Genomic DNA, 21,953 nt, shown 5'->3' on the forward strand with positions numbered 1-21,953 from the left:
AGCGGGTCGCGGCTGTGGGCGAACATCACCTCGCTGATCTCGAGCGCGACGTCCAGCCCGATCAGGTCGAGCAGGGTGAACGGCCCCATCGGCAGCCCGGCGCCGACCGTCATGGCGGTGTCGATGTCCTCCCGGCTGGCAAAGCCGTTCTGCAGCATGCCGATCGCTCGGTTGAGGTAGCCGAAGAGCAGTGCGTTCGCGATGAACCCCGCCTGGTCCCCCACCACGACCGGCTTCTTGCCGAGCCGGGTGGCCAGGTCGCGCACCGACGCCACGACCTGCTCGTCCGCGACGACCGTGCGGATCACCTCGACCAGCTTGAGCACCGGCGCGGGGTTGAAGAAGTGCATGCCGACCACCCGCTCCGGGCGGCCGGTCGCCACGGCGATCTCGGTCACCGACAGGCTGGAGGTGTTGGTGGCGAGCACCGCCTCGGGCCCGACGACGCGGTCGAGCTCGGCGAACACCTGCCGCTTGAGGTCGAGCTTCTCGGGCACGGCCTCGATGGCGAGGTCGACGTCGGCCAGGTCGTCCAGCCGGTGGGTGAAGGTGACGCGCCCCAGCAGCGCCGCGCGGTCCGCCTCGGCGAGCTTGCCGCGGTCGACGGCCCGCTGGGTCGACTTCTCGAGGATCCCCCGGCCCCGCTCGGCGAGCTCGGGGGTGTTCTCGGCGCCGACCACGCGCACCCCTCCGCGGGCGAACACCTCGACGATGCCGGCACCCATGGTGCCCAGCCCGACCACTCCGACGCTGTTGATCTCACGAGCCATGTCGCGCAGTCTTGCAGAGCCGGAGTGCGCTCCCGCCCCAGCGGGTGCACCTGCCAGTGCACTGCCCCCCACCCGCGGTATGCCGAGTGCTCGCCGCCCGCTGCCCACCTCGTAGAGTGCCGGGGTGCGCGTCGTCATCGCCCGCTGCAGCGTGGACTACGAGGGCCGGCTGACGGCCCACCTGCCCCTCGCCACGCGGCTGCTCATGGTCAAGGCCGACGGATCGGTGCTCGTGCACAGCGACGGCGGCTCGTACAAGCCGCTGAACTGGATGGCGCCGCCGTGCACCATGGCCGAGCTGGAGCCGGAGGACGACGAGCGCGCCGAGGGCGTGCAGGCGGTGTGGCGCGTGCAGCACGCCAAGTCCGAGGACCACCTGCGGGTGCGGCTGCACGAGGTGCTGCACGACTCCTCCCACGAGCTGGGCATCGACCCCGGCCTCGTCAAGGACGGCGTCGAGGCCCACCTGCAGAAGCTGTTGGCGCAGCACATCACCACCCTCGGCGACGGCTACACCCTCGTGCGCCGGGAGTACCTGACCGCGATCGGGCCGGTCGACATCCTGTGCAAGGACGCCGCCGGCGCGTGCGTGGCCGTGGAGATCAAGCGGCGCGGTGAGATCGACGGGGTCGAGCAGCTGACCCGCTACCTGGAGCTGATGAACCGGGACCCGCACCTGACGGCGGCGGGGCCCGTCACCGGAGTCTTCGCCGCGCAGCAGATCAAGCCGCAGGCACGCACGCTGGCGACCGACCGTGGCATACGGTGTGTGACCCTCGACTACGACGCGTTGCGCGGCATCGACGACGCCGACACCCGCCTGTTCTGAGGCCTACTTCATCGTCCCCTGGCTGACCGAGCCCTGCAGCTGGCGCTGGAAGATCACGTAGACGACCAGCACCGGCACCACCGTGATGACCACGCCGGCGAACAGCGCCCCGAAGTTCACCGCGTAGCCGGCCTGGGAGGCGAACGAGGCCATCCGCTGGGTGAGCACGTAGTTGTCCTCCGTGGTGTTCAACGCCACGGGCAGGAGGAACTGGTTCCACAGACCGAGGAAGTTGAAGGTCGCCACCGAGGCCATGCCGGGCTTGGCCATCGGGAGCATGATGCGGAAGAACTTCGTCCACTCGCCGGCCCCGTCGAGGTCCGCCGCCTCGGACACCTCATCCGGCAGGGCGCCGAAGAACGGGTAGAGGAAGAACACCGTGAACGGCAGGGCGAACGCCACGTAGGTGATCGTCAGCCCCGGCAGGGTGTTGAGCAGGCCGAAGTTCTGCAGGACGAAGAACAGCGGCACGATCGCGAGGAAGATCGGGAAGGTCAGCCCGGCGAGCATCAGGTAGTAGATCGCCCGGGCCCCCGGGAAGCGGTAGCGGCTCAGCACGTAGGCGCACATCGCGCCCAGGACCATCACGATCACGAGGGCGCAGCCGACCACGATCACCGTGTTGACGAAGGACCGGCCGATGCCGGACCCCGACCACGCCTCGACGTAGTTGCTGAAGCCCCAGTGCTTGGGCGGGCTGAACGGTGAGGCGAAGATCTCCTTGCTCGTCTTGAACGAGCTCATCAGGGTCCACAGCAGCGGCGCGACGATGATGACGCACCAGATGGCGAGCACCGCGTGCGAGGTGATCTCGAAACCGCGGCCCGTGGTGGCCGGCTTGCCGCCCGGTGCCCGACCCGGCGTCGCCCCGGGCGTGGTGCGCTCGATCGCGCCGGTCGTGTCGGTGGTCATGCCTTCGCCCTCGTTCGGCCGCCGGCGAGCCGGTTCACGCTGAAGACCACCGCCGCGAAGGTCAACGTCACCAGGGCCAGCACCACACCCATGGCACTGGCGAGCCCGAACTTGCTCTGCTGGAACGCGGTGACATACAGGTCCTGGGACATGGTCAGCGTGGAGTTCTGCGGCCCGCCGCCCGGCTCCAGCGCCTGCATGTAGACGAAGGCGTCGAGCACGAGGATGCCGAGGTAGATGTAGGCCGTCTGCACGTTCTCACGGATCAGCGGGATCGTCACCGAGAAGGCGGTGCGCAGCCGGCCGGCACCGTCGATCCGGGCCGCGTCGTAGAGCTCGGCCGGGATCCCTTTGATGGCCGCCACGAACAGGATCGTGTAGAAGCCGACCATGCTCCAGATGATCACGAACATGACCGACCAGATGGCGGTCCGGCTGTCCCCCAGCCACGGGAATCCGTGGGCGCTGCTGATCCCGAGCTTGGTGAGGATGCCGTTCAGCAGGCCGGCCGACGGGTCGTACACCTGGTTCCAGATGAGGCCGATGACAATGGCCGGGATGGCGTACGGGAAGAAGGAGATCACCCGGTACAGGCCCGAGCGGCGCAGCCCCTGCACGGCGCCGGTGGAGCGTCCCCCGACCGTCAGCATGGTGGCGAGCGCGAGGGCGAGGGTGAGGGTGACGAACGGGACCACCAGGGCCAGCAGCACGTTGTTGCGCAGCGCCTTCAGGAACGTGTCGTCGGTGAACAGGGTCACGTAGTTGTCCAGCCCGATGAACTGCATCGAGGTGGAGAAGCCCGACCAGTTCGTCAGGGAGTAGTAGAAGGCCTGCACGAACGGCCAGATCACGAACAGCAGGAAGACCGCGAGCGGCACCCCGAGACAGACGACGAAGAAGCTCACCTTGTCGAAGGTGAGCGTCCGGCCGCCGGGTTTGTGCGACTTCCGGGCCGGCGAGGGCGAAGCGCCCTCGCCGGCCGGCACAGCGGGATTGGTCATGTGACCTTGATCTTCTTGATGGAGTCGTCGTTGCGCACCTTGTCGGTGATCTTCTGCAGTCCCTGCGTGAGGTCACTGACGTTGGCGTTGCCGGCCAGGAAGGAGTTCCACAGGACCAGCTCGTCGGCACCCATCCCGTAGATGTCGGAGAACTGGAAGCTGAACACGTCCTTGCCGGCCGCGTCGAGCATCTGGATCTGCGACTGCAACGCCGTCGAGCCGAAGCCGTCGGCGGGGACGGTGCCCTTGACGATGGTGGACGCGAGCCGGGTCTTGGCGAAGTTGGCCGCGGCCTCCTTGGACAGCATCGTGCGCAGCAGCTCCTTGCCGCCCGCCGGGTTGTGGCCCTTGCTCGGGACGATGTAGGCCTCGGCCGCTTCGCTGTGCAACGCGGTGTGCGGCATCGCGGCGTGGTCGGTGAGAGTCATCGCCGGGAAGCCCTTCATCTTGAACCCGGCCTTGGTCTGCTTCTTCATCTCGTTCTCGATCCACGACCCGGACGGGTAGAGGATGGCCTGCTCCGCCTGGCTCCACTGGGCCTGGGCCCGGGTGAACTGCGTCCCGGCGCCGCCCGGCTTCACGTAACCGGCCTTGACGATCGCCTCCAGCGCCTTGAAGACGCCCTGGATGGCCGGGTGCGACCAGCACTTCGGCTCGAGGTTGCCCAGCGCGAGGCGCACCTCGTCGCCGCCCTCCTTGATGGCCGAGCCGACGGTGAGCTTCTCGTAGTAGTTGGCCGCCTCCTTGCCCCAGACGAAGAGGTACTTGCCCTCGGCCTTGGCCTTCTTGCCCAGGGCCATCGCCTCGTCCCAGGTCTTGGGGGGCTGCCAGCCGTGCTGGTCGAACAGGCTGCTGGAGTACCAGACGCCGTAGATCGTCAGCACGTAGTTGATCGCGGCCATCTTGCCGTTGAACATGCCCGGGTCCAGCGTGCCCGGGTAGAGCGTGTCCTTGATCGTCTTGCCCTCGAGGTTCTTGGCGTTGACCACGTCCTCGAGGTCCTCGAGCTGGCTGACGATCGCGTTGTAGCCGATCTTGTTCGCACCGGAGTCATCGATGAGGTCCGGCGGGTTGCCACTGACGAAGCGCGGCTGCAGCTCCTGGGCGATCTGGGTCGAGGGAGAGACCTTGGTCGTCACCCCCTCGTGGTCCTTCTGCACGATCTTCGCGGCGAAGTCGACATAGTCGGTGCCGTAGCCGCCGTTGAAGATCACGGCATCGATCGTGGAGCCCTTGGCCAGCCCGAAGGGGTTGTCCGCGGATGCCTTCGCGGCGCCCGTGGCCGCCCCGCTGGCGCCACCGGCCGCGGACGAGGCCCCCGTGGACGCGGAACCGCCTCCCCCGGCGGCGCAGCTGGCGAGCGCTCCCCCCAGCGGTGCGAGGGCGGCCGCCGCCAGCGCACCCCGCATGAACGTACGACGGTCGAAGGACTTCTCTTCGCTCATCTCTACTGCCTTCCTTGTCGGTGCGGGCGTCCCCGCCGCCGCAGCTCACGGTCGCCGGCCATCGTGGTCGGCCGTCGGCCTCGGCGCCAGTCACCCTAGTGCGCGTTTATGCTTCGTCCTAGCCCTTTTCCTCGCATCTTTGCTCAACCGTGACCCGCAGAGACGGGGCTCGTGACTGCGTAAAAAAAGCGCGGATGTGTGTGCGTATCCGGCAGTATGCACCTTCCCCGGCACTCTGGTAAGAGGTTCCGCGCGCCGCTGCCGTGATCTGGTCGGCACAATCATGGACATGAACGGCAGGAAGGGCCAGCACCGCCGCGCCGCCGTGGCGGCCACCAGCCCGCTGGCGGCCCAGGCCGGACTGGACCTCGTCCACGCCGGCGGCAACGCCGTGGACGCGGCCATCGCGGCGATGGGCGTGGCGATGGTGACCGAGCCGGGCGTCGTCAGCCCCATGGGCGGCGCGTTCCTCAACGTCTGGCCCGTCGGGGGTGACCCCGTGGTCGTCGACGGCAGCGTCGAGATGCCGGGGCGCGGGCTGGCCCGCGAGCGCTTCGGGGGCGGGCTGCGCGAGATCACCACCAGCTACGGCGGCGGGATCACCATCCAGGCCGGACACGGGTCAGTGGCCACCCCCGGCGTCTTCGCCTGCTTCCAGGAGGCCCACGACCGCTACGGGAGCGCCCCCTGGGCCGAGTTGCTCGCCCCCGCCGTGGCGGCGGCCGAGCGGGGCTTCCCCCTCGGCACGGCCGCGGCCAGCTACCTCGCGATCACCCACGACACGCTCTTCGGCTGGGACGACGAGACGCACGCGTTCCTGTCCCGCCCGGACGGTGCGGTCGTCGAAGCCGGCGACGTGCTGCGCTCCCCCGAGCTCGCCTCCTCCCTGCGGACGATCGCCGACCACGGTGCCGACGCGGTCTACACCGGCGAGCTCGGCCGCGTCCTCGTCGAGGACATGGAGCAGCGAGGTGGGCTGGTCACGGCAGCCGACCTCACGGCATACCGCGCGGTGGTGCGCCCGGCACTCACGACGAGGCTGGGGGCCTGGCGGCTGGCCACCAACCCGCCACCCTCCATCGGGGGGCCCGTGCTGACCGCGCTGCTGCGGCTGCTCGGCGACGAGCCCGCGCCCGAGGTGGCGCGCGTGGCGGCGGTGCAACGCGCCGTGCTGGGCTACCGGCGGGACCGGCTCGACGTGGCACCGGACCTCGAGGCCGCCGGCCGGGAGCTGCTCGAGGTGGTGGCGCGGGGCGGGCTGGCCGGGTTGCCGACCTCGTCCTCGACGGCGCACGTGTCGGTGGTGGACGAGGACGGCACGGCCTGCGCGGTGACGGCGTCCGCGGGCTACGGCTCGGGGGCGACCGTCCCGGGCACCGGGCTGATGCTCAACAACTGCCTCGGCGAGCCCGAGCTCAACCGGCGCGGGCTGCACGCGCTGGCCCCGGGGACGCGGCTCGCCTCCAACATGGCGCCGACCACCGCGGTCGGCGCGGCAGGCGACCGGCTGGCGATCGGGACGCCGGGCGCCGACCGGATCACCACCGCGTTGATGCAGGTGCTGCACGCGTACTGCGTCGAGGGGGCGGACCTGCAGCAGGCGATCGACGCGCCGCGCCTGCACATCAGCTTTCCGGGTGGGCAGCCGCGGGTGGAGTTCGAGCAGGACGCGCGGCTCGCGGCCGGTCTCGCGGGCAGCGGTCTGCCGGTCGTGGCGCACCCGAGCACGTCGATGTACTTCGGCGGCGTCGGCGCGGCGCTGCGCAGCGGCCAGAGCGTGCTGAGCGCGGCCGCGGACCCGCGGCGGGCGGCGGCCACCGCGGTGGGGTGAGGCCGTCCCGGTCAGGCGCGCTCGGTCACCCGCCAGCCGTCGCCGTCCACCTCGACGCGGACCACGCCTGCCGCCCGGCCGGGAAGCACCACCCTGAGGGTGTCCTCGTCCCCGACGACCAGCACGGTCTCCCCGCGGTAGAGGTCGGCCAGCTCCTCGACCGCCTTCTGCCAGCGTCGCGCGGCATCCTGCGCGTCCTCGTCGGTCGCGTGGCCGTGGAGGTCCGAAGTGGTGTGCAACGGGGCGTCGAGGGCAGCGGCGGCCGCGGCCGCGAACGGCTCACCGGCCGGGCCGGTGTAGACGCCGGCAACCGCGGTCGCACCGAGCACCGTTCGCAACCGCTCCAGCAGGGCCGGGCCACCGTCCGATTCCGCGCCGGGATCTGCGCCCGGATCTGCCCGGGTCCCCGCGGGCAGGAACCAGAAGGTCGCCGGGCACTGCAGGTCGCTCACGCTCCGAGGGTATGCCGACCCGCCGGCACCCAGCCGCGTCTCACCCGACCGGCCCGACACCTGGGACGCCGCCCCGGCCTGCCCGCACGACACCCTGCCCAGCCCCGCCTGCCCGCTCGACACCCCGGTGCGAGGATCACCCCATGGCAGAACCGCACGAGGGCCTCATCGTCGACCGCACGGACGAGCAGCTGCGGGCGACCGGCGCGATCAAGTGGGCCGCGGCGCCCCCGGGCGTCCTGCCGGCCTGGGTGGCCGAGATGGACTTCGCGGTGGCCGAGCCGATCGCCCGGGCGCTGCACGAGGCGGTCGACGTGGGCCGGCTCGGTTACGGCCCGCCGGACGAGGTGACCGGGGTCCCGGAGGCGCTGGCCGACTTCGCCGCCGACCGCTGGGGCTGGCACCCCGACCCGGCGCACATCGTCCTCGCCGGCGATGTCGTGGAGGCCCTCGCCCGCGTGATCACGACCCTGTGCGAGGACGCGCCGGTCGTCGTGCCGACCCCGGCCTACCCACCGTTCCTCGAGGTGCCCGCGCACACCGGCCGCCGCCTGGTGACCGTGGCCCACGACCCGGATGCGCTGCGCGCCACCCACGACCTCGAGGCGATCGACCGCGAGCTGGCGGCCGGGGCGCGCACCCTCGTCCTGTGCAGCCCGCACAACCCGTGGGGCCGGGCGTTCACTCGTGAGGAGCTGACCGCGCTGCGCGACGTGGCGGACCGCCACGGGGCGATGGTGCTCAGCGACGAGATCCACGCCCCGCTCGTGCTGCCCGGCCACGAGCACGTGCCCTACGCGACCGTGGCCGGCCCGGAGAGCCGCTACGTCACGCTCACCTCCGCCACCAAGTCGTGGAACATGCCCGGCGTGAAGTGCGCGCAGGTCATCTGCACGAACGCCGCCGACGCCGACCGGGTCCGTGCGTTCCCGTTGCACCCGACCCAGTCCTCGTTGGGCACGGCCGCCACGCGCGCGGCATACCGCGACGGACGGGACTGGCTGGACGCGGTGGTGGAGCGCATCGACGCCAACCGGCAGCTGTTCGGCAAGCTGGTGGCCGAGCGGCTGCCACGGGTGCGGATGCGGCCGCTGGAGGCGACCTACCTGGCATGGCTGGATGCGCGGGCCTACGGCCTGGGCTCCCCCGGCGCCGTGGCGCTGGAACGCGGGCGCGTCTGGGTGGACCACCGCGAGTGGGGCCCCGGCGGCGAGGGGCACGTGCGCGTCAACCTGGCCACCTCCCCGGAACGGGTGGAGCAGGTCGTCGACCGGCTGGCCCTCGCCTGGGAGAGTGCCTGAGGGCCGGGTCAGCGCCGCGCGCAGGTGCGCGGGGCCGCGCAGGTGCGCGAGGCCGCGCAGGCTCGCGAGGCGACTCAGGCGGTGAGTGAGGCGGCGTCCGGCCGGGCCAGCACCCGGCTCAGCCGCGAGGCCCGCAGCAGCCGCTCGAGCCGCGGTGAGGCATCGACGAGCACCAGTCGCCTCCCGGCCCGTCGGGCCCGGTTGTGCGCGCCGACGATGACCCCGAGGCCGGTGGCGTCGCCCACCTCGGCGTGGCGCAGGTGCAGGAGCAGGTCCCCGTCGCCGTCGTCGACGGCCCGGTGCAGGAGCAGCCGCACGTCGGCGACCGTGTGGACATCGAGTCGCCCGGACACCGTCAGCTCCCGTCCGAGGTGGTCCTCGGTGACGTCGACGGTGTGCGCCCCTGCTGCGATCACAGTCATGACTTCCCCTTCGTCCCGCTCCCTGGCTCCACCCCTATTGACGCCTGCAGAACGGTCAACGTTGGGTATGCCCGCGTAACGATCCGGTCTCGACCGTTTCCGCCCGCTCGGGCGCGGCCGGCTCGCGCTGGTGAAACCCCGCCTCAGGAGACGTATGGCGGAGGGTCCGGTTCCCGGGTCACGTCGGCTCCCAGCCCCTGGAGCAGATCGGTGAAGCGGGCGTAGCCGCGATCGATGTGGTGGGCCCCGCTCACGGTGGTGACCCCGTCGGCGACCAGGCCGGCGATGACCAGGGCGGCTCCGGCGCGGATGTCGCTGGCCTCGACCGGTGCCCCGGAGAGCCGGGCGTTGCCATGGACCATGACGTGGTGGCCGTCGATGCGGGCGTCGGCCCCCAGGCGGGCCAGCTCCTGAACCGTGCGGAAGCGGGCCTCGAAGACGTTCTCGGTGACCATCGCGCTGCCCTCGGCGACCGCGTTGTAGGCGAGCGCGAGCGGCTGCAGGTCGGTCGGGAAGCCCGGGTAGGGCAGCGTCGCGACGTCGAACGCGTGCGGCCGCCGGCCGTCGTTGGTGACGCGGAAGCCCCGGTCGGTCGGGTGGACCGACGTGCCGTTGTCGACCAGCAGCTCCAGGGCCGCGGACAGGTGCTCGGCGCGCCCGCCGACGACCTCCACGTCGCCGCGCGTGGTGGCCGCGCCGAAGGCCCACGTGCCGGCCGCGATCCGGTCCGGCACCACCGCGTGCTCGGTCGGGTGCAGTGCGTCGACCCCTTCGATCTCGATCACCGTGGTCCCGGCGCCGTGCACCTTGGCGCCGAGCTCGACCAGGAAGTCGGCGATGTCGACGATCTCCGGCTCCCGGGCGGCGTTCGTCAGCCGCGTGGTGCCCCGAGCGAGGACCGAGGCCATGAGCACGTTCTCGGTCGCTCCCACGCTGGGGAACTCCAGGCGGATGTCGGCGCCGGCGAGCCCGTCCGGGGCCTCGGCCACCAGGTAGCCGTGGTGGACGTGGACCTGTGCGCCGAGCGCCTGCAGCCCGAAGGCGTGCAGGTCCAGCCCGCGTGACCCGATCGCGTCCCCCCCGGGCACGGCGACATCCGCCGCCCGGCAGCGCGCCACCAACGGGCCGAGCACGCAGATCGAGGCCCGCAGGGCGCGGACGAGCTCGTAGTCGGCACGGTGCCCGATCTGCTCGGGCACGTCGATCTCGACCACGCCCTCGGCTGGTTCGTAGTCGACACCGCAGCCCAGCCGTCGCAGCAGCTCGGCCATGATCGTGACGTCGAGGATCGCCGGCACGTTCGTGAGTCGGGTGCGGCCCGCGGCGAGCAGGGAGGCGGCCATGAGCTTCAGGGCGCTGTTCTTGGCGCCCACCACCTGAACCTCGCCCTGCAACCGGGCGCCGCCGACGACTCTGAACCGTTCCATCACCGCGTGAGCCTATCGGCGTCGATCTGCGACGATCGCTGCATGGTCATCCTCAACCGCATCTACACGCGCACCGGCGACGACGGCACCACCGCCCTCGGGGACTTCAGCCGCACCTCGAAGACCGACCCGCGGCTGGTCGCCTACGCCGACACCGACGAGGCCAACAGCGCCATCGGCGTGGCCGTGGCCTGCGGTGAGCTGCGCGAGGACGTGGTGGCCACGCTGACCCGCGTGCAGAACGACCTCTTCGATGTCGGCGCCGACCTGTGTGCCCCGCTCGCGGAGAGCTACCAGTACCCGCCGCTGCGGGTGCTTCCGGAGTGGATCGACGAGCTCGAGGCGGACTGCGACCGCTACAACGAGGAGCTGGAGAAGCTGCGCTCGTTCATCCTGCCCGGCGGCACGCCGGGCTCGGCCTTCCTGCACGTGGCCCGCACGGTGGTCCGGCGGGCCGAGCGCGCCGCGTGGGCGGCCCTGGAGGCGCACGGCGACCAGCCGGCGCCCGCGCCCGCAGAGGGCGAGAAGGCGGCGCGGGGTGTCGGCGGAGTGAACCCGCTGACGGCCAAGTACCTCAACCGGCTCTCGGACCTGCTGTTCATCCTGGCCCGGGTCGCCAACCTCGGGGCCGGCGGCGATGTGCTCTGGCAGCCGGGTGGGGGCCGCGCCGAGCAGCCGGAGCGACACCAGCGCCGGCCCTGACCGACGCAGCCCGCCCCGCTCCCTGGCCGGTGCACGCCCCTCAACCACGCCTTTCTTCGGTGCCTGTCGGACGCTGGGACAGCAGAAATGTCCCAAAGAAGTGCGGGGGTGACGGCGTCGGGCGACGCGGAGGTGACGGCGTCGGGCGACGCGGAGCACAGATTCAGGCGACGTTGACGCCCAGACCCGGCGGCGAGGACTCCAGCCAGGAGCGCAGGGCGGTGTAGGAGGCCGGCGCCAGGGCCAGCTCGAAGTTGCTGTCGCCGTGCCGGCAGGGCACGGCGATGGCCTCGGGAAGGATGCTCAGGCGGTCAGCGCCCTCGAGCCGGCGCGGGACCTCCAGGTCCAGGCGCCCGCGCGACCAGTGGTAGGCCGGACGCACCGACACGCCGCCGAGGCGGAACCAGTCGAGACCGCTGCTGCCGTAGCGGGCGAGGCCGAACTTCCACCGCGTCTCCTGGGGGTCGCGGATCGCGCACAGCACGAGCGGCCGCCCACGGGCGATGGCCCGGCGCCGCAGATAGGTGCCCAGCAGGAAGAGCAGCAGCAGCGCGATGACGGCAGCGACCAGCCCCTCGACGGAGAGGAGCAGGTCGCGGCCCACGGCCGGTCAGGCGACCGACGCGCCCTCGACCGACTCCGCGACGATCGTCACGTTGTCATGGTCGACGGACAGGAAGCCGCTGTCGACGGTGACCACCTCACGCCCCGACCCCGTCTCGATGCGGACGTCGCCGCTGACGAGGACCGCGAGCAGCGGTGTGTGGCCGGGCAGGATGCCGAGCTCACCGGCCATGCTGCGGGCGCTGACCTGCCGGGCCGCGCCCTCCCAGACCTTGCGGTCGGCGGCGACCAGCTCGACGTGCAACTCACTCACTCGGGTGCTCTCCTCCGCTCACACCTTCGGGTGCCGGCCAGTCTACCGGCCCCGTGGACCCTGACGAACCAACGGCAACGGCCGCTGGAACAGCGGGAGCCCCTCACCCCACGGGTGTGGTGGGCGAGGGGCTCCCCGCTGCCGACGGGTCAGCTGTTCTTCTCGAGCTCCTTGGCCTGGCGCTCGACGTCGTCGAGACCACCGCACATGAAGAAGGCCTGCTCGGGGACGTGGTCGTACTCACCGTCGCTGATCTTGGTGAACGCCTCGATCGTCTCCGACAGCGGGACGGTGGAGCCCTCGATGCCGGTGAACTGCTTCGCGACGTAGGTGTTCTGCGACAGGAACCGCTGGATGCGGCGGGCCCGGTTGACGAGGACCTTGTCCTCCTCGGAGAGCTCGTCGATACCGAGGATCGCGATGATGTCCTGCAGCTCCTTGTTGCGCTGCAGGATCGAGCGCACGCGCACCGCGGTGTCGTAGTGCTCGCGGGTGATGTAGCGCGGGTCCAGGATCCGCGAGGTCGACGTCAGCGGGTCCACCGCCGGGTAGATCCCCATCGAGGCGATGTCACGCGAGAGCTCGGTGGTCGCGTCGAGGTGGGCGAACGTGGTCGCCGGGGCCGGGTCGGTGTAGTCGTCCGCGGGGACGTAGATCGCCTGCATCGAGGTGATCGAGTGGCCGCGGGTGGAGGTGATCCGCTCCTGCAGCACGCCCATCTCGTCGGCGAGGGTGGGCTGGTAGCCGACGGCGGACGGCATACGACCGAGCAGGGTCGAGACCTCCGAGCCGGCCTGGGTGAACCGGAAGATGTTGTCGATGAACAGCAGCACGTCCTGGTTCTGCACGTCGCGGAAGTACTCCGCCATCGTGAGCGCCGACAGCGCCACGCGCAGCCGGGTGCCCGGCGGCTCGTCCATCTGGCCGAAGACGAGGGCGGTCTGCCCGAGGACGCCGGCCTCCGCCATCTCCTTGATCAGGTCGTTGCCCTCACGGGTGCGCTCCCCCACACCGGCGAACACCGACACACCGCCGTGGTCACGCGCGACGCGGGCGATCATCTCCTGGATGAGCACCGTCTTGCCCACACCGGCACCACCGAACAGGCCGATCTTGCCGCCCTGCACGTAGGGGGTGAGCAGGTCGATCACCTTGATGCCGGTCTCGAACATCTGGGTGCGGGCCTCGAGCTGGTCGAACGCCGGCGCCGGCCGGTGGATGCCCCACCGCTCCTGGATGTCGAGGGTCTCGCCCTCCGCCAGGTCGAGCACGTCACCGGTGGCGTTGAACACGTGGCCGAGGGTGGCGTCGCCGACCGGGACGGTGATCGGGCCGCCGGTGTCCTGCACCGCCGCACCGCGGACGAGGCCGTCGGTCGGCTGCAGCGAGATCGCACGGACCATGTTGTCGCCGATGTCCTGGGCGACCTCGAGGTTCAGGGTGCGCTTGAGGTCACCGAGCTGCACCTCCACCTTGAGCAGGTTGTACATCTCCGGCATCTCGCCGGCACCGAACTCGATGTCGACGACGGGCCCGATGACGCGCGAGATCCGGCCGATGCCGCCCTCGCTCGGCGTCGCGTTCGCTGAGTTCTCGGCAACAGTGGCAGTCATGTGACTCTTCCTTCTTTAGCTGGCGTCGGCGAGGGCGCTGGCGCCGCCCACGATTTCGCTGATCTCTTGGGTGATCTCGGCCTGACGGGCCTGGTTGGCCAGCCGGGTGTAGGTCTTGATGAGCTCCTCGGCGTTGTCGGTCGCCGACTTCATCGCCCGCTGGCGGGCAGCGAGCTCCGAGGCGGCCGACTGCAGCAGGCAGTTGTAGATCCGCGAGGTGACGTACTTGGGCAGGAGCGCGTCGAGCACCGCCTCGGGGCTCGGCTCGAACTCGTAGAGCGGGAGGACCTCACCGGGGGCCGGCGGCTCGGTGCCCTCCACGACCTCGAGCGGCAGCAGCCGCAGGTCCTGCGGCTCCTGGGTGACCATGCTCTGGAACTTGGTGTAGACCAGGTGCAGCTCGTCCACCCCGCCCTCGTCGGCCCCGGCGATGAAGTCGTTGGTGACACGCTCACCGATGGTCCGGGCCGACTCGAAGTCCGGGTTCTCGGAGATCCCGGTCCACTGGGCGGCGTACTCGCGGCGGCGGAAGTCGTAGTAGCTCACGGCCTTGCGGCCGATGAGGTAGGGCACGACCTCCTTGTCCTCGTTCTGGAGCTTCTCGATGAGCTCGGCGCTCTTCTTGATCGCCGAGACCGAGTAGGCGCCCGCCAGACCTCGGTCGCTGGTCACGATGATGACCCCGGAGCGCCGGACGTCCCGCCGCTCCGTGGTCAGCGGGTGGTCCGCGTCGGAGTAGGTCGCCACCGCGGACACCGCGCGGGTGAGCGCCGTCGCGTAGGGGGTCGACTCAGCGACCCGCTGGCGCGCCTTGACCACCCGGGAGGCCGCGATGAGCTCCATCGCGTTGGTGATCTTCTGGATCGACCGGACAGACCGCGTGCGCTGCCGGTAGACCCGGATCTGCGCTCCCATGACTCTCCGCCTCTCTTCGTCGTCTACGTCGTCGCGTTCGCGTTCGTTGCGCTCAGCCGGCTCAGCCGCGCTGCTGACGGACGATCTGCGCCTGGTTGATCTGGTCGGCGGTGATCTCGTCGTGCTGCTCGGTGCCGGCCTGGGTGCCACCGTCGGCGGCCGCGACGAACTGCTCCTTGAAGCTGCCCACCGCCTCCTGCAGGCCCTGCTTGGTGCCGTCCTCGAGCTTCTTGACCTCACGGATGGAGTCGAGGATGCCGCTGTGCTCGCGCCGCACGAAGTCGAGGAACTCCGCCTCGAACCGCTGCACGTCCTCCACCGCGACGTCGTCGAGCTGACCGGTGGTGCCGGCCCAGATCACGACGACCTCCTCCTCGACCGGCATCGGCGAGGCCTGCGGCTGCTTGAGCAGCTCGACGAGGCGGGAGCCCCGCTCCAGCTGGGCGCGCGACGCGGCGTCGAGGTCGGAGGCGAACATCGCGAACGCCTCCATCGCACGGAACTGCGCGAGGTCCAGCTTGAGCCGACCGGAGACCTCTTTCATCGCCTTGATCTGCGCGTCACCACCGACGCGGGAGACGGAGACACCCACGTCGATCGCCGGGCGGACGTTGGAGTTGAACAGGTCCGCCTGCAGGTAGATCTGGCCGTCGGTGATGGAGATGACGTTGGTCGGGATGTATGCCGACACGTCGCCCGCCTTGGTCTCGATGATGGGCAGCCCCGTCATCGAGCCGGCGCCCATCTCGTCGGAGAGCTTGGCGCAGCGCTCCAGCAGGCGGCTGTGCAGGTAGAACACGTCACCCGGGTAGGCCTCGCGGCCCGGCGGGCGGCGCAGCAGCAGGGACACGGCGCGGTAGGCCTCGGCCTGCTTGGACAGGTCGTCGAAGACGATGAGGACGTGCTTGCCCTGGTACATCCAGTGCTGGCCGATGGCCGACCCGGTGTAGGGCGCGAGGTACTTGAACCCGGCCGCGTCGGACGCGGGTGCCGCGACGATGGTGGTGTACTCCAGCGCGCCGGCCTCCTCCAGGTCGCCGCGCACACCGGCGATGGTGGAGTTCTTCTGACCGATGGCCACGTAGATGCAGCGCACCTGCTTGTCCGGGTCCCCGGACTCCCAGTTCTGCTTCTGGTTGATGATCGTGTCGACGGCAACGGTGGTCTTGCCGGTCTGGCGGTCGCCGATGATCAGCTGCCGCTGGCCGCGGCCGATCGGGATCATCGAGTCGATGGCCTTGATGCCGGTCTGCAGCGGCTCGTGCACGGACTTGCGCTGCACCACGGTCGGCGCCTGGAGCTCGAGCTGCCGGCGGCCCTCGTGCTTGATCTCACCCATGCCGTCGAGCGGGTGACCCAGCGGGTCGATCACGCGGCCGAGGAAGTCGTCGCCGACCGGGACGGAGAGGACCTCACCGGTGCGCTTGACCTCCTGGCCCTCGTCGATGCCGGCGAAGTCACCCAGGATCACGACACCGATGTCGTCGACGTCGAGGTTCAGGGCCAAACCCAGCGTGCCGTCCTCGAACTCCAGCAGCTCGTTGGCCATCGCCGAGGGCAGGCCCTCGACGTGGGCGATGCCGTCACCGGCATCAGCGACCCGACCGACCTCTTCGCGGGACGCCGTACCGGGCTCGTAGGACTGGACGAACTGGTCCAGCGCGTCGCGGATCTCCTCCGGACGGATCGTGAGCTCCGTCATGTCTCTCTCCTCGTGTGCGGCTCTGGTGGCCGGAAGTGCGTGGGTGGGGTGGGTGGGGGTCGGCCGTGCGGTGGCCGCGCCGTCAGCCGGCGAGCTGGCGCCGCGCCTCGTCGAGGCGCCGCAGGATCGTGCCGTCGATGACCTCGTCGCCGACGTGGATGCGCAGCCCGCCCAGCACGTCGGGGTCAACGACCACGTTGACCTGGATCATCCGGTCGTAGATGCGGGCGAGCGCCCGCGCCAGCCGCTCCCGCTGGCTGCTCTCGAGCGCGCGTGCGGTGAAGACCGTGGCGGTGAGCTGCTCGCGCCGGCGGGCGATCACCGAGAGGTAGCCCTCGACGATCCGGTCGAACCTGCGGCCCCGCGGTGCGACGACGGCGTGGCGGACCAGCCGCACCGTCTCCGGCGCTGTGCGCCCCTCCAGCAGCCGCTCGACCAGGTCGGCCCGGGCCTCGGTGGACGCCTGCTGCTCGTTCACCGCCCGGCGCAGGTCCGGGGTCCCCGCGACGAGCCGACCGAAGCGGAACAGCTCGTCCTCGACGGCGTCGAGGCGCTCCCCGGCCTCGGCACAGGCGACGACGGCCTCGACCCCGAGGTTCTCCACGGTGTCGGCCAGGTCACGGTCACGGGACCAGCGCTGGCTGACGAGCGTCTCCAGCACGTGGGCGGTCGCGGTGCTCACCTTGCCCGAGAAGAGCCGGGTGACCAGCTGGCGCTTGGGCGCACCCTCCCGCGAGGGGTCGACCAACGCGCGACGCAGGGCGGCGTTGCCGTCGACCGCGGCCGTCACGGCGAACAGCTCCTCGGCGAGCTGGTTCCAGTCGACGCCGCTGTGCAGCGCGGCGGCCAGGGCGTCCCGGCCCGCGGTCACGGCGGCGCGTGATGAGCCGAGCATCAGACCTCCTGCCCGGCGCCCGACCCCACGGCCTCGGGGCGGACCTCGCCCGCCTCCAGCTCGGCGAGGAAGCGGTCGACGATGCCCTTCTGGCGGACGTCGTCGTCCAGCGACTCCCCGACGATGCGGCTGGCCAGGTCGGTGGAGATCCGACCCACCTCGCTGCGCAGCGACACGATCGCCTGCTGGCGCTCGGCCTCGATCTGCTTGTGCGCCGACTCGGTGATGCGCGTCGCCTCGGACTGCGCCTGCTTGCGCATGTCCGCGAGGATCGCTGCGCCCTGCTCCTTGGCCTCCTCGCGGATGCGGGCAGCCTCGGCGCGGGCGTCGGCCAGCTGGGCCTTGTACTCCTGCAGCGCGGCCTGAGCCTCCTGCTGGGCCTGCTCGGCCTTGTGCATGCCACCCTGGATGGCCGCCGTCCGGTCGGCGTAGGCCTTCTCGAGGCGGGGCACCACCTTCTGCTTCACGACGATGTAGAAGATCGCGAAGAAGACGAAGCCCGCGATGAGCTCACCCCACTGGGGGAGGATCACCGAGCTGTTCGGATCGGGCGCGTTGTCAGCGCTGGCGATGCTGGCGATGAAGTGCACGGGAACTCCTAGTGCATCGGTGCCGATGGGTGCGGTCCCTGCTCACTACTTGTTGATGAAGAAGAGCACCAGACCGAAGATGGCGAGCGCCTCGGCGAAGGCGAAGCCGAGGATGGCGATCGACTGCAGCATGCCGCGGGCCTCGGGCTGACGAGCGACACCGTTGATGTACGCGGCGAAGATCAAGCCGATGCCGATACCGGGGCCGATGGCGGAAAGGCCGTAACCCACGATCGCAATGTTGCCTGACACGTTCGTCTCTCTTTCATTCGTTGGTCTCCCCGAACGGACCGGGGAGGCATTCCAGGGTTGGAACAGCGTGTTGCCTTGCTAGCTATGAAGTTGTGGTCCACCGGGGCCGGCTGGCTCCGGCTGGTGGCTCAGTGCTCGTCGGCCAGCGCCGTGGCGATGTAGGACGCGGCGAGGAGGGTGAAGATGTAGGCCTGCACGACCTCGATGAGTGCCTCGAACGCGGTCATGACGAACGCGAGGATGTAGGTGGGCACCGAGATCGCCTTCAGGAAGAAGTCGCCGTGGATCAACATGTACTCGCCACCGAGGATGAACACCAGCAGCAGCATGTGCCCGGCGAGCATGTTGCCGAACAACCGCATGCAGAGGGTCAGCGGTCGGGTGACGAAGAAGGAGAAGGTCTCCAGGACGATGACGATGGGAACGATCCAGCCCGGCAGCCCCGGAGGGGAGAAGGACCGGAAGTAGCCGGTCAGCCCGTGCTTCTTGAAGCCCAGGTAGTGGTAGATGACGTAGACGACGATCGTGAACGCCATGGGGAAGGCGATCCGGCTGAACGTCGGGAACTGGAAGAACGGGATGATGCCGTAGAGGTTGTTCACCAGCAGCACGAGGAACATCGAGAACAGGAACGGCACGAACCGCAGGAAGTCCTTGCTGCCGATCATGTCGCGGGCGAGGTCGTTGCGGATGAACCCGTAGATGCCCTCGGTCAGCCACTGCCCCTTGCTCGGGACCACGGCGGCCTTGCGGGAGGTCGCGACGAACCACCAGGACAGCGCGGCGATCGAGATGATGAAGATCAGGATGGGCCGCGTGAAGGCGAACTGACCACTGCCGAACAGGGGCTGCCAGAAGTCCTCGGTCGTGGGCGCATGGAAGCCTCCGCCATCACTGGCGGCCAGCGCCCCGTTCACAGCGAGCAGAGGGATGCTCACGACGTCTCCTTGGTCATCGGCAGCGGACGGGCGAAAGTCGGGTTCCCCATGGCGGCGGGCGCCACAGTGCGACCTCGGGGCAGCCGGACATGGGCACGCGTCCCCGAGGCGGTCAGTGAGTACCGTACCGGAACCACAGGAGGTACAGCGAAAGCGCCATACCACCGATGATGCCGATCGGCAGGAAGAGCGACAGGTGCAGGAAGTGGTCGAGCAGCCAGCCGATCCCTCCGAAGACGATCGGCCCGGAGATCACCGAGGCCATCGCGTCCCACTCGGGACTGCGCTGCATGCCGGGGTAGCCGGCGTCCGGGTCGGGGGGACCCGACGACCCGTCCGGTCGCTCCTCGGGCTCCCGCGGCGAGCCCTGCTCGCGCTCCACCATCTCGTCCTCGCAACTGCACGTTCACGGTGTGCCGCCCGCGTGGTGCGTCGGCACGGAAGGGTGCGGGTCGTCATACACCGGCTGGCGCATGCGCAGGTAGGCCCGCACCTGGAAGACCTGCCACACGATCGTCGCGACGAAGACGGCGAGGCCACAGGCCCACCCATCGAGCCACGCTACCTGTCCCAGCAGGAGCACGACGACTCCGAGGAAGACCAGCTGGCCGAGGTAGACCGCCATCGCTCCGGCGAACACCGCCACGGGGTTCGCCTCGACGATGCGGATCATCACCTTCAGGCCGGCGGCGAAGAACAGCACGGCGATGGCGACGCCGATCGCGGCGGCCGCCGCTCCGCTGCCCCCGCGCAGGAGACCGAACACGAGCACGGTCAGGGCACCCACCACGAGGGTCGGCAGGAGCGCGCCGCGCAGCATCGCGGCGAAGGGCGCGCTCACTGCGGGGGTAGCGCCCGCTACCGATCGCTGGGGGGACTCCATGTCCGGGTACTCACCATCTGCCCGGTCGGGCGTCGTCGTTGGCGACTCGTGAGGAGGGGATTTTCGTTCGTTCGAACGCTTGTGAATGCTATCACAAGCGTGAAACCGGTCTCCACCGCGGAAGTCCCCAGGTGAGGAGGAACGCGAAGACGGCCGCCCCGAGGATGACCCCGGCGGCCACCCACACCTCGACGAACGCGAAGGAGACGGCGCCGAGGGCGATGATCGCCGACCACAGGTAGAGCAGCAGCACCGCGCGCCGGTGGCTGTGCCCGAGCTGCAGCATCCGGTGGTGCAGGTGGTGGGCGTCCGGGGTCCACGGGGCCTGGCCGCGCCTGATCCGGCGGGTGACGGCGAGCAGCACGTCGAGCAGCGGCACCGTGAGGATGGCCAGCGGGAGCACGATCGGCAGCAGGTAGGCGGCCGCCAACGAGGTGCCGCTGAGGTTGGAGGACGGGTCGATGCTGCCGGTCATCGAGATCGTCGCGGCCGCGAGCAGCAGCCCGAGCAGCAGCGCCCCCGCGTCGCCCATGAACAGCCGCGCGGGGTGGAAGTTGTGCGGCAGGAAGCCCACGCACACGCCGACCAGGGCAGCGGTGATGAAGGTGGCGGAGGAGAAGACGTTCGGCGGGTCGTAGCTGCGCGAGATCAGGTAGGACCAGGCGAAGAACGCCAGCGCCGAGATGCCCACGATGCCCGCGGCCAGCCCGTCCAGTCCGTCGACGAAGTTCACCGCGTTGGTCGAGATGACCACGATGATGACGGTCAGCGGCACCAGCACCTGGGTGGGCAGCACCGTGACCCCGCCGATGGGCAGGGACAGCAGCTGGACTCCCCCGAACGCCATGACCCCGGCGGCGATCATCTGGCCGGCGAGCTTGGTGAGCCAGTCCAGGCCGTGGATGTCGTCGATGGCACCCAGCGCGCAGATGATGGCCGCTCCGCCGAGCACCGCCACGAGCTGGTCGGTCTGGAACAGCTGGGACAGGTAGGGCAGTCGGGTGGCGGCCAGCATGGCCGCGGCGAAGCCCATGAGCATCGCCACCCCGCCCATGCGCGGGATCGGCACCGCGTGGACGTCGCGTTCGCGCACCGGTGTGAAGGCCCCCGTGCGGACGGCGAGCCACCGGACCAGGGGCGTCGCGGCATACGTCATGGCGGCAGCCACGACGAAGACCAGGACGTACTCGCGCACGGGGTCACTGCCTCGGAACGGGGGACGGTGTCCTCCTGAGGGTATGCCGACCGCCTGCGTGTGCGTCGCAGCGGCGGCTGTGTGCCGCCCGGGTGGGCGCCTCAGCGGCGCCGACGAAGAGGGTCGGCGGCCTGCTCCCCCTCGTCCGCCTCGACGCCGACCGGGCCCGGCGCGGACAGCCCGAGGCGGTCCATGAGGGCGAGGGCGTCGAACGGCGCGTGGACCTTCACGTCGTTGTCGAAGTAGACGAAGACGTCGCAGCCGGCGTCGGCCCAGGCCGCGCACCGCCCGGCCCAGTGGTCCAGGGCGTCGGGGGTGTAGCCGCTGACGTAGAGCTCCTCGGCCCCGTGCAACCGGACGTGGACGAAGTCGGAGGTGACCTCCTCCAGCAGTGGCCACTTCCCGGCGGTGTCGGCGACGACCACACCGATGTCGTGCCGACGCAGCAGGTCGAGCACCGCCGAGTCGGTGTAGCTGCCGTGCCGCACCTCGAGGGAGTGACGGATCGGCCGGTCCCCGAGAGCCGTGGTGAGCGCGCGGTCGTCGGGCACCTTGGCGTCGTGCCGCGCGGCGAGTTGCGCGGCCGCCGTCGTCGTGCGCGGCAGCAGCGCGAAGAACTGCGTCAGACGTCCGGGGTCGGCGCGCAGCACCGGGGGCAGCTGCCACAGCACCGGACCGAGCTTCGACCCGAGCGCGAGCACCCCGGAGGCGAAGAAGTTCGCGAGCGCGGTCTCCACGCCGACGAGCTTGAGCATGTGCGTGATGTAGCGGCCACCCTTGACGGCGAAGACGAAGTCCTCCGGCGTCTCGGCGGCCCAGCGCGCGTAGCTGCTGGGCCGCTGCAGCGAGTAGAACGAGCCGTTGATCTCCACCGAGCCGAACCGGGAGGCGGCGTACTCCAGCTCTCGGCGCTGGGGCAGGCCGGGCGGGTAGAAGGTGCCGCGCCAGCGGGCATAGCGCCAGCCGGAGATGCCGACGCGGATCCGCCCGCCGGTCATGGC

Annotated in this window: 24 protein-coding genes; 4 read left to right on the top strand and 20 right to left on the bottom strand. The window is 70.5% G+C overall.

The features are described 5' to 3' along the window. The coding region (locus VFL99_RS11880) for a 3-hydroxyacyl-CoA dehydrogenase family protein (RefSeq protein ID WP_325106570.1) at positions 1 to 770 on the bottom strand (770 nt) is incomplete at its 3' end. 124 nt (positions 771 to 894) lie between these two features. Between VFL99_RS11880 and nucS the strand changes: the two genes are divergently transcribed. Then, on the top strand, positions 895 to 1,599 hold the full coding sequence (nucS, locus tag VFL99_RS11885) for an endonuclease NucS (protein ID WP_325106571.1): 705 nt from the start codon (positions 895 to 897) through the stop codon (positions 1,597 to 1,599). A 3-nt stretch (positions 1,600 to 1,602) separates the two neighbouring features. On the opposite strand, the gene VFL99_RS11890 is transcribed toward nucS, so the two are convergent. The 3 genes from VFL99_RS11890 to ngcE are packed head-to-tail and all read right to left on the bottom strand — an operon-like array spanning position 1,603 to position 4,957. Further along, positions 1,603 to 2,511 (bottom strand): carbohydrate ABC transporter permease, encoded by a 909-nt coding sequence (locus VFL99_RS11890; protein WP_325106572.1) that lies wholly within the window; start codon positions 2,509 to 2,511, stop codon positions 1,603 to 1,605. After that, the gene (locus tag VFL99_RS11895) at positions 2,508 to 3,512 is read right to left on the bottom strand and encodes a carbohydrate ABC transporter permease (RefSeq protein WP_325106573.1); all 1,005 of its coding nucleotides are present in this window, start codon (positions 3,510 to 3,512) and stop codon (positions 2,508 to 2,510) included. Before VFL99_RS11895 ends, VFL99_RS11890 begins: the two co-directional genes overlap by 4 nt. Then, positions 3,509 to 4,957 (bottom strand): N-acetylglucosamine/diacetylchitobiose ABC transporter substrate-binding protein, encoded by a 1,449-nt coding sequence (gene ngcE, locus VFL99_RS11900; protein ID WP_325106574.1) that lies wholly within the window; start codon positions 4,955 to 4,957, stop codon positions 3,509 to 3,511. The genes VFL99_RS11895 and ngcE overlap by 4 nt, the downstream gene beginning before the upstream one ends. A 289-nt stretch (positions 4,958 to 5,246) precedes the next feature. On the opposite strand from ngcE, the gene VFL99_RS11905 reads away from it, so the two are divergent. Beyond that, a complete protein-coding gene (locus tag VFL99_RS11905) occupies positions 5,247 to 6,788 on the top strand; it encodes a gamma-glutamyltransferase (protein WP_325106575.1) in 1,542 nt (513 codons plus the stop codon). Between the two features lie 11 nt (positions 6,789 to 6,799). Here the strand turns inward: VFL99_RS11905 and VFL99_RS11910 are convergent, their stop codons facing one another. After that, on the bottom strand, positions 6,800 to 7,240 hold the full coding sequence (locus tag VFL99_RS11910) for a histidine phosphatase family protein (RefSeq protein WP_325106576.1): 441 nt from the start codon (positions 7,238 to 7,240) through the stop codon (positions 6,800 to 6,802). 143 nt (positions 7,241 to 7,383) lie between these two features. On the opposite strand from VFL99_RS11910, the gene VFL99_RS11915 reads away from it, so the two are divergent. Beyond that, positions 7,384 to 8,541 carry a MalY/PatB family protein gene (locus VFL99_RS11915; RefSeq protein WP_325106577.1) on the top strand — a complete coding sequence of 386 codons (1,158 nt, stop codon included), beginning with the start codon at positions 7,384 to 7,386 and terminating at the stop codon, positions 8,539 to 8,541. Positions 8,542 to 8,615: 74 nt separating this feature from the next. Here the strand turns inward: VFL99_RS11915 and VFL99_RS11920 are convergent, their stop codons facing one another. Both VFL99_RS11920 and murA read right to left on the bottom strand, forming a co-directional pair. Beyond that, positions 8,616 to 8,963 carry an STAS domain-containing protein gene (locus VFL99_RS11920; RefSeq protein ID WP_325106578.1) on the bottom strand — a complete coding sequence of 116 codons (348 nt, stop codon included), beginning with the start codon at positions 8,961 to 8,963 and terminating at the stop codon, positions 8,616 to 8,618. A gap of 143 nt (positions 8,964 to 9,106) precedes the next feature. Further along, positions 9,107 to 10,390 (bottom strand): UDP-N-acetylglucosamine 1-carboxyvinyltransferase, encoded by a 1,284-nt coding sequence (gene murA / locus VFL99_RS11925; protein WP_325106579.1) that lies wholly within the window; start codon positions 10,388 to 10,390, stop codon positions 9,107 to 9,109. Between the two features lie 42 nt (positions 10,391 to 10,432). Between murA and VFL99_RS11930 the strand changes: the two genes are divergently transcribed. Beyond that, a complete protein-coding gene (locus VFL99_RS11930) occupies positions 10,433 to 11,092 on the top strand; it encodes a cob(I)yrinic acid a,c-diamide adenosyltransferase (protein ID WP_325106580.1) in 660 nt (219 codons plus the stop codon). 163 nt (positions 11,093 to 11,255) lie between these two features. Here VFL99_RS11930 and VFL99_RS11935 read toward each other — a convergent pair whose 3' ends face one another. The 13 genes from VFL99_RS11935 to VFL99_RS11995 all read right to left on the bottom strand — a co-directional run bounded on the left by VFL99_RS11935 (position 11,256) and on the right by VFL99_RS11995 (position 21,950). Then, positions 11,256 to 11,696, bottom strand: coding sequence for a DUF2550 domain-containing protein (locus tag VFL99_RS11935; RefSeq protein ID WP_325106581.1), 441 nt, complete (start codon positions 11,694 to 11,696; stop codon positions 11,256 to 11,258). Between the two features lie 6 nt (positions 11,697 to 11,702). After that, on the bottom strand, positions 11,703 to 11,969 hold the full coding sequence (locus VFL99_RS11940) for a F0F1 ATP synthase subunit epsilon (protein WP_325106582.1): 267 nt from the start codon (positions 11,967 to 11,969) through the stop codon (positions 11,703 to 11,705). Positions 11,970 to 12,118: 149 nt separating this feature from the next. After that, complete coding sequence (gene atpD / locus VFL99_RS11945; RefSeq protein ID WP_325106583.1) at positions 12,119 to 13,582, bottom strand: F0F1 ATP synthase subunit beta; 1,464 nt, start codon at positions 13,580 to 13,582, stop codon at positions 12,119 to 12,121. A 15-nt stretch (positions 13,583 to 13,597) separates the two neighbouring features. After that, positions 13,598 to 14,497, bottom strand: a complete 900-nt coding sequence (locus VFL99_RS11950; RefSeq protein ID WP_325106584.1) for a F0F1 ATP synthase subunit gamma — start codon at positions 14,495 to 14,497, stop codon at positions 13,598 to 13,600. A 61-nt stretch (positions 14,498 to 14,558) separates the two neighbouring features. After that, entirely contained in the window at positions 14,559 to 16,199 is a 1,641-nt protein-coding gene (gene atpA / locus VFL99_RS11955; RefSeq protein ID WP_325106585.1) for a F0F1 ATP synthase subunit alpha, read from the bottom strand. Between the two features lie 82 nt (positions 16,200 to 16,281). Further along, positions 16,282 to 17,094 carry a F0F1 ATP synthase subunit delta gene (locus VFL99_RS11960; RefSeq protein ID WP_325106586.1) on the bottom strand — a complete coding sequence of 271 codons (813 nt, stop codon included), beginning with the start codon at positions 17,092 to 17,094 and terminating at the stop codon, positions 16,282 to 16,284. After that, positions 17,094 to 17,684, bottom strand: coding sequence for a F0F1 ATP synthase subunit B (locus tag VFL99_RS11965; RefSeq protein WP_325106587.1), 591 nt, complete (start codon positions 17,682 to 17,684; stop codon positions 17,094 to 17,096). Before VFL99_RS11965 ends, VFL99_RS11960 begins: the two co-directional genes overlap by 1 nt. Before the next feature lie 45 nt (positions 17,685 to 17,729). Next, positions 17,730 to 17,936, bottom strand: coding sequence for an ATP synthase F0 subunit C (gene atpE, locus VFL99_RS11970; RefSeq protein WP_325106588.1), 207 nt, complete (start codon positions 17,934 to 17,936; stop codon positions 17,730 to 17,732). A 128-nt stretch (positions 17,937 to 18,064) separates the two neighbouring features. Beyond that, a complete protein-coding gene (atpB, locus tag VFL99_RS11975; RefSeq protein WP_325106589.1) occupies positions 18,065 to 18,874 on the bottom strand; it encodes a F0F1 ATP synthase subunit A in 810 nt (269 codons plus the stop codon). Positions 18,875 to 18,986: 112 nt separating this feature from the next. After that, positions 18,987 to 19,256: an AtpZ/AtpI family protein gene (locus VFL99_RS11980; protein ID WP_325106590.1), complete on the bottom strand. Its 270-nt coding sequence runs from the start codon at positions 19,254 to 19,256 to the stop codon at positions 18,987 to 18,989. A 24-nt stretch (positions 19,257 to 19,280) separates the two neighbouring features. Then, positions 19,281 to 19,715: a hypothetical protein gene (locus tag VFL99_RS11985; protein ID WP_325106591.1), complete on the bottom strand. Its 435-nt coding sequence runs from the start codon at positions 19,713 to 19,715 to the stop codon at positions 19,281 to 19,283. A gap of 133 nt (positions 19,716 to 19,848) precedes the next feature. Beyond that, the gene (locus VFL99_RS11990; RefSeq protein ID WP_325106592.1) at positions 19,849 to 20,952 is read right to left on the bottom strand and encodes a glycosyltransferase family 4 protein; all 1,104 of its coding nucleotides are present in this window, start codon (positions 20,950 to 20,952) and stop codon (positions 19,849 to 19,851) included. Between the two features lie 101 nt (positions 20,953 to 21,053). Further along, on the bottom strand, positions 21,054 to 21,950 hold the full coding sequence (locus VFL99_RS11995) for a DUF72 domain-containing protein (RefSeq protein ID WP_325106593.1): 897 nt from the start codon (positions 21,948 to 21,950) through the stop codon (positions 21,054 to 21,056). Positions 21,951 to 21,953 lie beyond the last annotated feature (3 nt).

The organism is Segeticoccus sp., from assembly GCF_035708005.1.